The organism is Mycoplasma sp. 480, from assembly GCF_051353065.1.
Lineage (GTDB): Bacteria > Bacillota_I > Bacilli_A > Mycoplasmatales > Metamycoplasmataceae > Mesomycoplasma_A.
The window spans coordinates 231,562-245,185 of record NZ_CP195722.1; the positions used below are offsets into that span (position 1 = coordinate 231,562).

Annotated in this window: 14 protein-coding genes and 2 tRNA genes; 14 read left to right on the forward strand and 2 right to left on the reverse strand. The window is 25.8% G+C overall.

What is annotated here, in order from left to right:
• Position 1: 1 nt before the first annotated feature.
• The 13 genes from ACR34G_RS01070 to ACR34G_RS01130 all read left to right on the forward strand — a co-directional run bounded on the left by ACR34G_RS01070 (position 2) and on the right by ACR34G_RS01130 (position 12,756).
• The gene (locus ACR34G_RS01070; RefSeq protein WP_436358938.1) at positions 2-709 is read left to right on the forward strand and encodes a M48 metallopeptidase family protein; all 708 of its coding nucleotides are present in this window, start codon (positions 2-4) and stop codon (positions 707-709) included.
• Position 710: 1 nt separating this feature from the next.
• A complete protein-coding gene (gene cysS / locus ACR34G_RS01075) occupies positions 711-1,916 on the forward strand; it encodes a cysteine--tRNA ligase (protein WP_436358939.1) in 1,206 nt (401 codons plus the stop codon).
• A 50-nt stretch (positions 1,917-1,966) separates the two neighbouring features.
• A complete protein-coding gene (gene rlmB, locus ACR34G_RS01080) occupies positions 1,967-2,647 on the forward strand; it encodes a 23S rRNA (guanosine(2251)-2'-O)-methyltransferase RlmB (RefSeq protein ID WP_436358940.1) in 681 nt (226 codons plus the stop codon).
• Positions 2,648-2,660: 13 nt separating this feature from the next.
• Positions 2,661-3,170: a hypothetical protein gene (locus ACR34G_RS01085; RefSeq protein WP_436358941.1), complete on the forward strand. Its 510-nt coding sequence runs from the start codon at positions 2,661-2,663 to the stop codon at positions 3,168-3,170.
• A gap of 29 nt (positions 3,171-3,199) precedes the next feature.
• A complete protein-coding gene (gene rpmG / locus ACR34G_RS01090; protein ID WP_436358942.1) occupies positions 3,200-3,343 on the forward strand; it encodes a 50S ribosomal protein L33 in 144 nt (47 codons plus the stop codon).
• Complete coding sequence (secE, locus tag ACR34G_RS01095; RefSeq protein ID WP_436358943.1) at positions 3,343-3,555, forward strand: preprotein translocase subunit SecE; 213 nt, start codon at positions 3,343-3,345, stop codon at positions 3,553-3,555. The genes rpmG and secE overlap by 1 nt, the downstream gene beginning before the upstream one ends.
• A 3-nt stretch (positions 3,556-3,558) precedes the next feature.
• Entirely contained in the window at positions 3,559-4,140 is a 582-nt protein-coding gene (nusG, locus tag ACR34G_RS01100; protein ID WP_436358944.1) for a transcription termination/antitermination protein NusG, read from the forward strand.
• A 175-nt stretch (positions 4,141-4,315) separates the two neighbouring features.
• The gene (locus ACR34G_RS01105; protein ID WP_436358945.1) at positions 4,316-5,692 is read left to right on the forward strand and encodes a BMP family ABC transporter substrate-binding protein; all 1,377 of its coding nucleotides are present in this window, start codon (positions 4,316-4,318) and stop codon (positions 5,690-5,692) included.
• Between the two features lie 366 nt (positions 5,693-6,058).
• The gene (locus ACR34G_RS01110) at positions 6,059-7,615 is read left to right on the forward strand and encodes an ABC transporter ATP-binding protein (RefSeq protein WP_436358946.1); all 1,557 of its coding nucleotides are present in this window, start codon (positions 6,059-6,061) and stop codon (positions 7,613-7,615) included.
• Positions 7,608-9,506: an ABC transporter permease subunit gene (locus ACR34G_RS01115; protein WP_436358947.1), complete on the forward strand. Its 1,899-nt coding sequence runs from the start codon at positions 7,608-7,610 to the stop codon at positions 9,504-9,506. Before ACR34G_RS01110 ends, ACR34G_RS01115 begins: the two co-directional genes overlap by 8 nt.
• Before the next feature lies 1 nt (position 9,507).
• A complete protein-coding gene (locus ACR34G_RS01120; protein WP_436358948.1) occupies positions 9,508-10,440 on the forward strand; it encodes an ABC transporter permease in 933 nt (310 codons plus the stop codon).
• A 62-nt stretch (positions 10,441-10,502) separates the two neighbouring features.
• Positions 10,503-12,044 (forward strand): LppA-related lipoprotein, encoded by a 1,542-nt coding sequence (locus ACR34G_RS01125; RefSeq protein ID WP_436358949.1) that lies wholly within the window; start codon positions 10,503-10,505, stop codon positions 12,042-12,044.
• On the forward strand, positions 12,031-12,756 hold the full coding sequence (locus tag ACR34G_RS01130; RefSeq protein ID WP_436358950.1) for a class I SAM-dependent methyltransferase: 726 nt from the start codon (positions 12,031-12,033) through the stop codon (positions 12,754-12,756). The genes ACR34G_RS01125 and ACR34G_RS01130 overlap by 14 nt, the downstream gene beginning before the upstream one ends.
• A gap of 45 nt (positions 12,757-12,801) precedes the next feature.
• Here the strand turns inward: ACR34G_RS01130 and ACR34G_RS01135 are convergent.
• Both ACR34G_RS01135 and ACR34G_RS01140 read right to left on the reverse strand, forming a co-directional pair.
• Positions 12,802-12,878: transfer RNA gene (locus tag ACR34G_RS01135), tRNA-Arg, on the reverse strand.
• 23 nt (positions 12,879-12,901) lie between these two features.
• Entirely contained in the window at positions 12,902-13,399 is a 498-nt protein-coding gene (locus ACR34G_RS01140) for a dUTP diphosphatase (protein WP_436358951.1), read from the reverse strand.
• A 131-nt stretch (positions 13,400-13,530) separates the two neighbouring features.
• On the opposite strand from ACR34G_RS01140, the gene ACR34G_RS01145 reads away from it, so the two are divergent.
• A tRNA-His gene (locus tag ACR34G_RS01145) sits at positions 13,531-13,606 on the forward strand.
• The last annotated feature ends 18 nt before the right edge of the window (positions 13,607-13,624 follow it).

The following is a 13,624-nucleotide window of genomic DNA, read 5'->3' on the forward strand; positions in this document are numbered from 1 at the left end:
TATGGAAAGTAAAGAAAAACAAAAAGTATCAAGAGAATTAATAATTGATAATTTAGCAATTAAAGTTGAGCAAGAAGTAACTACTTCAAATACCCAAAAAATAGCATTAAAAAAAGATTTTATTTTAGTTAAAAATGAAAAAATACTTGATGATGAACAATTAATAGAATTTATTAGACCTTTTTTTAATAAATATAAAGATAAAATAATAACTACTTTATTTACAAAAGATATAGATTTAGACAATAGATATTTTTATTTATTTGGAGAAAAAATTCATTGCCTTTTTGATTTATTTTTTGGAAAATATAAATTCGTTCCTTTAAGAACTGGTTTTCAACCAAGACTCTTAAAAACTAAAAAGCAAGTAATAGAATATATAGAAGAAATTAGAAAAAGAGAGTTATTAAAATATTTATTAGTGAGATTAACAAACATCGAAAAAGAAATGGGAATAAAACATCAAAATAGAGTATTTGTAAGAGTTAAAAAATCTACTTGAGGTACTAATCATATTTTTAGAAAAGAAATTTATTTTTCAGAAGCATTATCCCCTTTTTCCAAAGATATCATTGATTCAGTAATTTACCACGAATTAGCTCATTGTTTTGTCCCTAATCATTCAAAAGAATTTTGAGATATAGTATATAGATACTGTCCTGATTATGACCAAAAAACTAAAAAATTAAACAATAAGGAATATCAATAAAATGAAAGAAGAAAATATTTATTTATGTGGTCCAACAGTTTATAACCATGTGCATATTGGAAATATGCGCTCTCTTGTTTTTATAGATATTTTAAATAGAGTTAAAAAATACTTTAATTACCAAATAAATTATCTTCACAACATCACTGATATTGATGATAAAATCATACAAAAAGCAATTGAAGAAAATAAAAGTGAAAAAGAAATCAGTGAATTTTATTTTCAAGAATATTTAAAGTTATTTAAAATTTATAATGTTGTTAAACCAACTAAAATTTTAAAAATTACAGATAAACTAGACTGAATTAAAAATTACATTAAAGAATTATTAGATAACAAAAATGCTTATAAAAGTGAAGGTAATGTTTTTTTTGATGTTAAAACAATAAATAATTATGGAAGTCTATCTAATCGCAAATTAGAAGATATGAAAAATGAAGAAGATAATTCTTGAAAAAAGAAAAATATACAGGATTTTTCTTTATGAAAGAATACAGAATTAGGTATAAAATACGATTCTGAATTTGGACAAGGACGTCCAGGATGACATACAGAGTGTTGTGCAATGATTTATTATTATTTTAATAAAAAAACCATTGATATTCATGCTGGTGGTGTTGATTTGCTTTTTCCCCATCACGAAAATGAAAATGCACAACATTTTGCTTTAACAAATAAAGCAATTGCCAAAGAATGAATTCATGCTGGTTTTATTAATAAAAACGGGCATAAAATGTCTAAATCCTTAGGAAATATTTTGCTTGCGAAAGATTTTGCTTCTTTACACGGAACTGACACTTTTAGAAATATTATTTTAACAACTAATATTTTTGCTCCTGTTGATTTAAGTGATGAACTTATTATTTCTAATAAAAATAAAATTCAACAATTAACTAAATCATATTATCAATTTATTTTAGAACAAAATAATTTAGTAATTGATACTTCTAAGGTTGAAAAAATAATGTACTTATTTCTTGAATTTAAATTTGCACAAGCAAATAAAGAAATAAGTGAAATACAGAAAAATAAAGACTTTTCGACTCTATTTGAAATTTATAGACTACTTGGTTTTAATTATGTAAATTTACAATTAGATAAAGAAATTAAAGAAATTTATTATAAATGAAAAGAGCTAAAAGAACAGAAAAAATACGAACAAGCAGATAAGTTAAGAGTAATCTTATATGAAAAAAATATTTTATAAACAAATAATGGAAAAATAAATAAAAGAAAGAAGAAAAGAGAGTTTAAATAATGGCAAAATATATTTGTGGGAAAAATTCAGTATTGGATGCAATAAAACATAAATTACCAATAATTCAAATTTTTTCTTCAAGACCTGAAGAGTTAATCAAAGTACAAAAAGACATTAAAGTTATAAAAAAAGATTACAAATATTTAGATAATTTAACAAAAGAAAACCATCAAGGTTTTATTGCACAAATAAGTGATATTGAAACACATGATTTAAATGTTATATTTAAAGATAAACCAGAAAAAATCTTAATTTTAGATCATATTCAAGACCCACACAATTTCGGAGCAATAATAAGAACAGCAAATGCCAGCGGAATTAATCATATTATCTTTCCAAAAGAACGTTCTGTTGATATCACCCCAACGGTTTTAAAAGTATCATCTGGCGGATTTATAAATATGAAATTTATTAAAGTTGCATCTATTAGTGCAACAATAACTAAACTAAAAGAAAAAAACTTCTGAATTTATGGAACAACTTTAAGTTCCAATTCCATCGATATTAATCAAACAACATTTAACTATCCACTGGCATTAATTTTAGGTTCTGAAGCAAACGGGATATCTAAAAGTGTAGAAAAAATGTGTGATCAAAATATTTATATCCCTTTAAAAGGAACAGTGCAATCACTAAATGTATCTGTAGCAGCCGGAATTGTTTTATTTAAATTAAAGTAAAACAAAGGAAAAGATGAACAAATCAGAAAAGGAAATAGAAAAATATAAAGAACTAGTAATCGCAGCTTCTAAAAATGTTTTTAGCAAATTCAAATACATTCCTTTAACTTGAGAAGATATTAATATTTATGGTTTATCCATCGTTTTAGAAGTAGCAGAAATAGCAAAGAAATATAATCAAGAAGACAAAAAAGGTGTAATTTATGCTATCTTGTTTAATAAATTAATGACTTATGCTAAATCATTTACTAAAAATAATTCTAAAATAATGAATTTTAGTATTTCATTTGAAGATGAAATTTTAACCAAACTAGAATCAGAAAATTCAAAAGAATATCTTTTTAAAGAAGACTGTCAAAGATTTTTTAAAAAGTTTTCTCATGAAGAATTAAATATCTTAAATTTATATTATCTTAATAACAAAACAATTAAGGAAATATCTAATCAGTTTTATACATCATCCTTTAAAATTAAAAGGTTTTTAGAAAAAGTAAAACTCGAAGCAGTTGAATATTTCAAATAATTGCAAAAATAATATATAATTAATAAACTATGTCTAAAGAAAAAATTGCATTAGCTTGTGAAGTTTGTAAGTCAAAAAATTATGTTAAAAATAAATCTGTAGATGACAGATTAGTAATTAACAAGTTTTGCAGAAAATGCAATTCTCAAACTTTACACAAGGAAGAAAAATAATGAAAGAAAAAAGAAATAAAAAGAAAAGAGAAAAAAAATATTATTTCAGAAATTGAATTAAAGAAATAAAAAGAATTAAGTGACCAAAAGGTAAAGATGCTAATAAAAACTTTATGTGAACTATTATCTTTGTGGTTGTTTGTTCAATTTTATTTGTTTCTATTTCTTTCGTTGCAACTTTAATTTGAAATTCAATAGGAGTAGGTTTTTAAATAATGGAAAAAGAAAATTTTAAATGATATATGATTTCAACCATATCAGGAAAAGAAGAACAAGTTATTGAGTCTTTAAATAACAGAATAAAATCAGAATTTTTAGATAGTATTTTTGAAGAAATTAAAATGTTTACAGTACCACATTTAACTCAAAAAGAAATCGATAAAAAAATAAAAGGGGAACCATTTGTTGTAAAAACAGAGAATCTTTATAAGGGTTACATTTTTGCTAAAATGCTTATGACTGATGATGCCTGATTTATTGTGCGTAATACTCAATATGTTACCGGACTTGTTGGTTCATCAGGAAAAGGTGCTAAACCAACACCAGTTTCTAATCGGGAAATTAAAAAAATGTTTGAAGCAGAAAAAAAAGGTTGAGAAAAATACAATGCCGGAATCATTGATTCACCTTTCAAACCTAATGTTGTAGTTAGAGTGATTGAAGGTAGTTTTGAAGGTGAAGAAGGAACAATTATAGAAACTGATGATAGATTAGGTGATTCTTGAGTAGAAATTGAAATATTTGGTAGAAAAACTCCTACAAAATTTTCTCATAAACAATTAGAAGTAGTAAAATAGTTCAAAAATTCAAAAAATTTGCATTTTTTTCAATAAAATGCATTTTTTATTCCACTTTTATGCAAAAAATTCAAAAAGTGGTAAAATTAATGTATATGATATTCAAATTTTCGAAAAATTTCAAATATTAAGTGAATATTATATATATTAAAAAATAATAAAATAAAGGAATAATATGAAATTAAGTAAAAAATTATTATTAGGACTCGGTGGAACATTAACAGGATTTGCAACTTTAGCAACTGTTGTTTCATGTGGAGATAAAAACAATTACTATACAACTGATTACTCAGGTATTAAAGCATTAGTAGACCAAAAAGCTCCAGAAATACAAAAAGCAATCACAGATAAAACAGCTAAAGAATTGAAAATTACTTTATTAACAGCTGGAGGAAATGTTAATGATAAATCATTTAACCAATCAGCTTGAGAAGCAATTTCTCAATTATCATTCCAAACCAAATCAAAAGCTAACAAATATGTATTGGGAGATTCATCTAACTTAGAAAAAAGTTATAATTCATTATTAACAACTGATTCTAATGTTTGAGTATTAACTGGATTCCAACAATCAGGTGCTTTTTCAAACTGATATAAAGTAAATAAAGAAAAATTCAACCAAAAAGGAATTATTGTTATTGCAATTGACTGAGATTTACCAGATTCAGAATTACCATCAGGTAGATTTATTTCATTAAACTACAACACAGATGAAGCAGGATGAATTGCAGGTTATGCAACAGCTGACTACTTCTCAACTAAAGAAACTGATGATGCAAAAAGAAAAGTTGCAGCATTTGGTGGAGGATTAGGAGCTGGAGTTACTGACTTTATTGCAGGATACTTAACAGGAATTAAATACTACAATGCTAATAACCCTAAAGTTACAAAATTAACAGCAGACACATTAACTTTAGATACAGGATTTAAAGCAGATGCAACATCAACACCAAAAGTTAATTCAGTAGTAACAACTGAAACACCAAAAGTTGTTTTACCAGTTGCAGGAAGTTTAACTTCTACAACTATTGATCAAATTAAAAAATCAAATAAAGGTCAATTTGTAATTGGTGTGGATACAGATCAATCATTAACTTTTGAAGATTCAAAAACACTATTCTTTACATCAATTGAAAAAAGAATCGGAAATACTTTATTTAGAGTATTAGCTGACTTATTTACTAAAAAAGGAGCAGCTTCAGATATTATTTCAACATTTGCTGAAGGAACAAAAAATGCTCATGTTAAATTAGGATACTGAGATGATTTTGTTGGATTAGCAAAATCACAAATTAGTGAAAAAGCTGCAGCAGATGCTTCATTAGACAAAGCAGCAACAAAATTCAAAGAACTTGTTACAAAAGCTAAAAAAGCAGAAGCTAAAACTCTTTTAAGTATTCCAGTTATGGATCCAGCAGGAGCAGCAAGTAACCAAACTACTTTAAATTCATTAGCTGCAGAAATTAACAAACAAACAGGAAAAGCAACAACTCCAGAACAACCTGCTGCACCATCAAACCCTGGAGGAACACAACAGGGGGGGGGCAAATAACAACCCACAAAACCCTTCTGGAGGAGGTACAACTGATTCAACAACTTCAGGAACACAAAATGGTACAGGACAAGCTGATGGAGCAGCAGCTCAACCAGGAGCACAAAATCCTTCTGGACAAACAGAAGGTTCAGGAACCCCAACAGGACAAACTACTCCAACTACAAATACAACAGGTGATCAAGGAAGTCAATCACAAGGAAGCAATACTGCTTCACAACCTGGTAACGACACAACACACCAAGGTTCATAATCTTATTAAAATAATCCAATAATCTACTATAACAATTAGATTAAAATAAAAAAATAACTTTTATGTTATTTTTTTATTTGTTTATTTGTTAAAATTATATAGGAAAGAGAAAAATGGAAAATACAGTTAATAAAGTAGAAAATGCAATTGAATTTATTAATGTTACAAAAGAATTTGGAACAATAATTGCCAATAAGAACATTAATATTAAAATCAAAAAAGGTACCATTCATGCTTTAATTGGTGAAAATGGTGCTGGAAAAAGTACTTTAATGTCAATTCTATTCGGTCTTTATACACCTACTAGTGGTCAAATTAAAATAAATGGTCACAGTATGTATATTAAAGATCCTAACCAAGCTAATGATTTAGGAATTGGTATGGTTCATCAACATTTTAAACTTGTTGATGCATATACTAATTTAGAAAACATTATTTTAGGTGATGAATTTACACATAGAGGTTTTTTAGATAAAAAATTAGCAATTCAAAAAATACAAACTATACAAAAAAAATATAATTTAAATTTTGATTTAAATCAAAAAACAGGTGATGCTACTGTTTCTACACAACAAAAAGTAGAAATTATGAAAATGCTTTACCGTGATGCTGAAATTCTTGTGTTTGATGAACCTACTGCGGTTCTAAACCCACAAGAAATTGAAGGTTTATTAGAAACAATGAAAATATTTAGAGAAAATGGAAAAACAATTATTTTTATTTCTCATAAATTAAATGAAGTTAAATCAGTTTCTGATGAAGCAACCGTTATTAGACACGGAGAAGTTGTTGGACACTTTAATTCTTTAAAAAATGTTTCAATTTCAGAAATTTCAGAAGCAATGGTTGGTAAAAAAGTAGTAATGCCAAAAAACAACACTGAAAACAACTTTACACAAGTTGGTTTTGAGTTTAGAAACGTTAGTGCCAAACATCTAAAAGGAATTGAAGATGTTTCATTTACAATCAACAAAGGAGAAATTTTAGCAATTGCTGGAGTTGAAGGTAACGGACAAGAAGAAATTGAATTTGTTGCTTCAGGAATGTTAAAACCTTCGCATGGTAACATTATCCTTTATAAAGAAGATGAAAAAGGGCAAATTCTTGAAAAAGATATCACTCATATGTCAGTAAGTAAAAAGAAAGAAGAAGGAATTTCATATATTCCAGGTGATAGACATAAATATGGTTTAGTTTTAGATTTTACAATTGGAGATAATTCAATAATTAGAAGACTAAAAGATAAATCATTCAAAAATTTAGGAATTTTATCAACTAAAAAAATTCACAATTTTTATAAAGAAATACAAACTGAATATGATGTTCGTGGTGGAAGAGATGGAAAATCCAAAGCTAGATCATTATCAGGTGGAAACCAACAAAAAGCAATTGTTGGGCGTGAGATGTTAACTGAACACGATTTTATTATCATTGTTCAACCAACTCGTGGATTAGATGTTGGAGCAATTAACATTATTCATAACAAAATACTACAAGAAAAAGCGGCAGGTAAAACTATTTTACTAATATCTTACGAATTAGATGAAATTTTTGCTTTAGCAGATTCAGTAGTAGTTATTAACAAAGGAAAAGTTTCAGACAAAAGAGATGTAAAAAATATTACAAGAAACGAAATAGGATTATTAATGGCAGGAGTACACAATGAATAAAGTAGAAGAAAAGAAAATATCTTTATTTAAAAGATTTTCAAACTTCTTTTTTGAAGAAGATAATACAAATGCAAGAAAGAAAATATTTAGTTCTTTATGAGCATTATTCTTTGGAATGATAATTGCTTCTATCTTTATTGCATCTTTAGGTTCTAATCCGTTTGAAATTTATTACCAAATTATAAATTCTTCATTAAAAGAAGAGTTTATTTATAGATTTTTAATTACTATTTCAGTATTTATATTTGCATCGATTGCTGTTGGTGTTGGATTTAAAGCATCGATGTTTAATATAGGAATACCAGGGCAAATGATGGCTTCAGGTCTTGTTTGTTTTGTTGTGGTAAGTTATTTAGGTTCAACCAGTAATACCGAAATAGTTGTTAAAGGATGACATTTAATAGTTGGACTTTTAGCAGGATTAGTTGCAGCAGTTTTTGTAGGGATGATTGCTGGATTACTAAAAGCATTCTTTAACATAAATGAAGTTATTTCAACAATTTTATTAAATTGAATTATTTACTATATTGCTTATCAATTACTTGTTGGGAAAATTCAAGGCCTTCCTTTTACTTTACCTCCAGGTTTAACAGATTTACCAATATCTAAAAAAATAATTTTTAAAAATGATTTTTTTAATTCACAAGCATTTGCAGGAATTTTATTAGGACTATCATTTATTTTTGCTATAACAGTTTGATTTATAATCAAAAAAACACCTATTGGTTATAAAATTAAAATGACTGGATTTAACAAAAATGCTTCTAAATATTCTGGAACAAATGAAAAATTATTAATTATATCTATTTTAAGTGTTTCAGCACTTTTAGCAGGAATAGCAGGATTCCTTTGATTTGTTTTCTCAAGACAAAATCTACCTATACTTTCATCTCCAGAACCTTTAGGATTTGATGCTATAGCAGTTTCCTTGCTGGCTTATAATTCACCTATAGGAATTATTTTCACAGCAATATTCTATTCACTTTTAACAGTTGGTTCAGATAATATTCAAATTTTAAATCCAAAATTAGATGCACAAGCTGTTCAAATGATTTCAGGACTAATCATTTATTTTGCCGCTATCGCTGTAATTTTCTTTAAATTTAAACCAATTTCTAAATTTATTAAATTTGTTTTCTTAGTTAAAAGTCATTATTTCTATCATGAAAATAGAAAAATTTATGAATATAAACAACTAAGATCAAAAATCAAAAAACAAATTAAAAATAAAAATAATTCTTCAGAAACAATTGAGCTATGAAGTAAAAGATTAGAAATTTTAAATGATTATATTAAACACTTGCAAAATTTACATAAAGAAAAACCTTATGTATTTAAAAAAGCAAAAGCAGAATATATTCAAGAATTTATAAACTTTAAAAATAATAATCCATTAAGTAAAAATGCTACAATTAATGAATATATTAAACATCTTGAAAAAGAATTATTAATTAATACAAGATTTTTAAATAAATTATTCAATTTATCAAAAGAACATAAAATTAGTATATTTAAAGCATATTGATTTAGTAAAAAAATCATGAGAAAAAACAACAAATTATCTGTTAAAATAATCGAATTAACAAACGAACCAAACAAACTACAATGAAAAGTTCTTCAAAATGAACTTAAATCTGATTTCTTTAAAAAAGCTATGAATCAAAAAGACATTAATGAAGAGCAAAAAATTGAGTTATTTAGAGAATTATCTGAAAAAAGAAGAGAAATTAACAAACAACTTTCTGAACTTGGTTTTTATGACTTAAAAGTTTTAAAAGACCAATACAAGGCAAATAGAGTTGAATTAAAAGCTCAATACACCAAAGAAAAAGATTTAATTGTTCAAAATATGAAAAACGAACACAAATGAATTAGAATTGAGGTAATATAAAATGGCAATATTTTCAATAATTTTAGTTTCATCAGCTTTACTGTTTGTTATTCTTGGTTTTTCAGCACTTTCTGGAATGTTCAGTGAAAGAGTTGGAATTGTTAATATCGGAATTGAAGGGATGTTAATAATTGGTGCTACTGTTTATGGATTACTTAATTATTTATTTAAAGTAGAAAGTGCTTGAATGCAAATACCATTATTAATAATTTCTTCATTGGCAACCGCTTTATTTGCATTATTGCATGGTTTTGTTACCATTAAATTAAAAGGAGATCATATTATTTCAGGGGTTGCAATAAACTTATTAGCTCCTGCATTAAGTATTTTCTTCTTAAGAACTTTTGGAGATGCTAATAAATTCCCGCAATATACACAAGAATTAGCATGATCTCAAGATTCATTTGCAAATCTCAAAAATATTGTTTCTCTTAAATTAGTTTTAATATTAGTTATATTTCTTGTTGCACTAATAACATTAAATAAAACAAAATGAGGTTTAAGACTAAAAGCTATCGGAGAAAATCCACAAGCAGCAGATGTTGCTGGAATTAATGTTAATTTCTACAAATGACAAGGATTAATTATTTCTGGATTACTTGCAGGACTTGGAGGAGGAATCTTCTATCAATGAAAAGGAATTAGTTTTACAGGAAATGCTGGTGGATTTGGATTCTTAGCTCTTACTATTTTAATTATGGGTAGATGAAGAACATCATGAATCTTCTTTGTAACTATAATCTTCTCATTAATTTACGGAACAGCTTTAACATTACAAGCATCAAGCACAGGAGTGTTAGCAGCTGCAAGTCAATATGGTTTCTTAATTACAGCTACACCATTCTTGATTACAATATTTATTTTAATATTTACATCGAAAAGGGCGATTGCTCCAGCTGCAGTTGGACAACCATATGACAAATCAAAACGTTAAATTTAAAGCAAACCAAAAATGGTTTGTTTTTTTATTACTTTAAAAGTGATAAAATAATAATTATGAAAAAAAATAAAAATCATTTTAAATTTTGAAAATCATTTATAGTTTTATCGCCTATTACTTTATCTTTAGTAGCATGTGGGCAGAATAAAACTGAAAAAACAACAAATGAAGATTCAATAAAACCAGAACAACCAAAAATCACAAATCCAAGTGAAAATACAAATACTTCAACAAATACAATTCCCAATACACAAACAGGAAATAATAATTCTTCCAATAACAATCTAAACAATGATAAAAACACCAATATACAGCAAAATACAGATGTTTTCGCTTCGTTAAAGGATTTTCCAACAATACTAGAAGTAACAGAAAGAAATAAAGAATTAGACGCACTTTCTTTTTATTATAAATATAAAGATGCTCCTGATTTAATTTCTCAAAACATCGCAATTAAATGAGAATTGCAAGAAGAATATAAGATAAGAGCTACTTTTCCAAATACTGATAAAATCAATAATTCAACAGGAAAAATTAGTGATTTAGTTTTAACTTTTACTAAAAATAATCAAGATAAAAATATCACTATATCTTTACAAGGATTTAAAACTAATTCAACAAATACAGTTGATGAAAGAGAAAACTTTTTAACAAAAAAAGATTTAAATGGCTCAAGCGTAATAAAACTATTTGCTTCTTTAGTTGCTTCAATGCTGCAATATAATTCAAATATTGATAGTTTTAGAGAATTGCAAAATTCATCAACAAGCGATGATTTTACTTTAAATTATGAATATTTAGGATCTGGAAATAAAGAAAATTTAAAACAACTTTTCAAAGACAAAAATATTGTTTTAAATCCTTCATTAAGTGCTTTATTTTTTGAAAAACACGAAGATTCAACTAAACCAAAATATAATTATGAAGTTGTTGGGGTATCTGCTAATGATTTAGAAGGGACTATGCAAGTTGAAGTCTCTATCAAGCAAATTGATAATAATACAGGAGTTACTGATTCTTATCATAAATATTTTGAATTTTCAGGATTTAGAAAATTTGCAAAAGATCAAAATGGTAATTTAATTTCTAATCCATTTTCAGTTTATTTACTTGAAAATGAAGCAATAGAAATAATTAATAAGTATAAACTAAAATCCAAAATTGAAAATAGCATTAGTAATATGAATATAACTAATGAAAAACAAAAAATAACACTTTCTATTACAAACCAAGAAAAAGATACACTAAAAAATGCTATATTTAATAAATTGTTAATTGCTGTTTATGATCAAGAAAAAGAAAAAATCTATAACAACTGAGATAATTTACCAAGAGCAACTAAGTTTATAGCAAGAAAAGATAAAACTTCAATATATCCTTTTATAACATCAATTACAAAAGAGATTATTGAAAATGTTGACTTTTATGTATTTAAAGAAACTAACTCTGAAGAAAATAAAATAATAATGCAACTTGAATTAAAGATTTTTCCTTTTGTTTCTAGTTCTATTAATGACTTAAGATCTATTACTTTTTCAGATCAAGAAATACACTGAACAAAAGACTTAATTGAATTTAATTTAAATGAACTTAAATAATAAAAAAGTTTTTCAAGAAAGAAAAACAGTTGAAAGATATAAAAAAGACTTTCAAGAAATAGGATTGTGAGAATCAGAAAAATTTTTAATTGATAAATATTTTCCAAATAAAGAATTAAAAATTTTAGATTTAGGTTGTGGTGTTGGTAGAACAACATTTGCTCTTTATGAACTTGGTTATCAAAATATAGTTGCCATTGATATTTCACAAAATATGATCGAAAAAGCAAAAGAAATCAATTTATCCAAAAAATATAATATTGAATTTAAAGTTGAAGATGCATCAAGATTATCTTTTAAAGATAATTCTTTTGATTATGTTTTATTTTCCTTTAATGGTTGACCTGGAATACCAAGTGAAAAATCCAGAATAAACGCTTTAAAAGAAGTATTTAGAGTTTTAAAAGAAAAGGGAATATTCATTTTTTCTTGTCACGATAGAGAAGAAGTAGAATATTTAGAATATTATAAAAACTTTATAGAAGAATGTAAAAATGAATTTAGATTTGAAAAATATGGTGATTTTATTTTCAAAAACGAAGATAAAATTTGTGATTTTTTACATTTATATTCTAAAAATGAATTAAAAACAATTCTTGAAAATCAAAATTTTGAAATTTTAGATATCATAAGTCGCGATGAACATTTTAAAGAAAGTAAAAAAATTTTAGAAATTTCAGACAATACAAATTTTTGAATAGTAAAAAAATAAGGATAGGAGTCCTTATTTTAATTTATAAAAAAAAGAATAAAAAAATGGCGATCCCGAGAGGATTCGAACCTCTGACAACAAGCTTAGAAGGCTTGTGCTCTATCCTGCTGAGCTACGGAACCACTAATATGTATTATACCATAATTTAATATTTTTCTTTAATTCTTTTTAAATTAATTTCTGCTTTTTTAAAGTAAGCATTAATTAGCATTTCTTCTTTAATATTTAAAATATCTAAAAAACCAAGAATTAAGCTAAAAAGAGTTGATAAATTTGTTGAGTTAAACTCTGTTTGAAAATCAACTGCAGCTTTAAAAACATTTTGCAATTGGATGTTAATATCAGCTGAAACTGCTGTTTTTTTAATTATAGGATTTAAATTTAAATTATTAGCACATGAACTTAAAAAATGAATTATGTCAGCTCATTCTTCTAATAATTTTTCATTATTAATATTTCTATTTTGTTTTCAATATTTGAATGATTGCAATTCATTTGCAAATTCAGCAATTTCGACAATTATTGCCAAAGTCACTTGCTTATGTCACTCCAAAACATCCATTGAAACATTTCTTTGTTTTATTGATTCTTCAAATTTAGAATCAAGTGTTTTTTGAAAAATAAATATTTTAGTAAAATCCATAATATTATTATATATTAATTTCTTTTTTATTTTTAAAACTAAAGAAACTTTTATTTTCTTTTAATGAAGATTAATAATTTATAAAATTGTTTGGCAAAAAACGATATTATTGTATAATATTAATAATTATGGCGGATGTGGCGAAGTGGCTAACGCATCGGGTTGTGGCTCCGACATACGCGGGTTCGATCCCCGTCATCCGCCCCATTTTTTAAGTTATCTTAA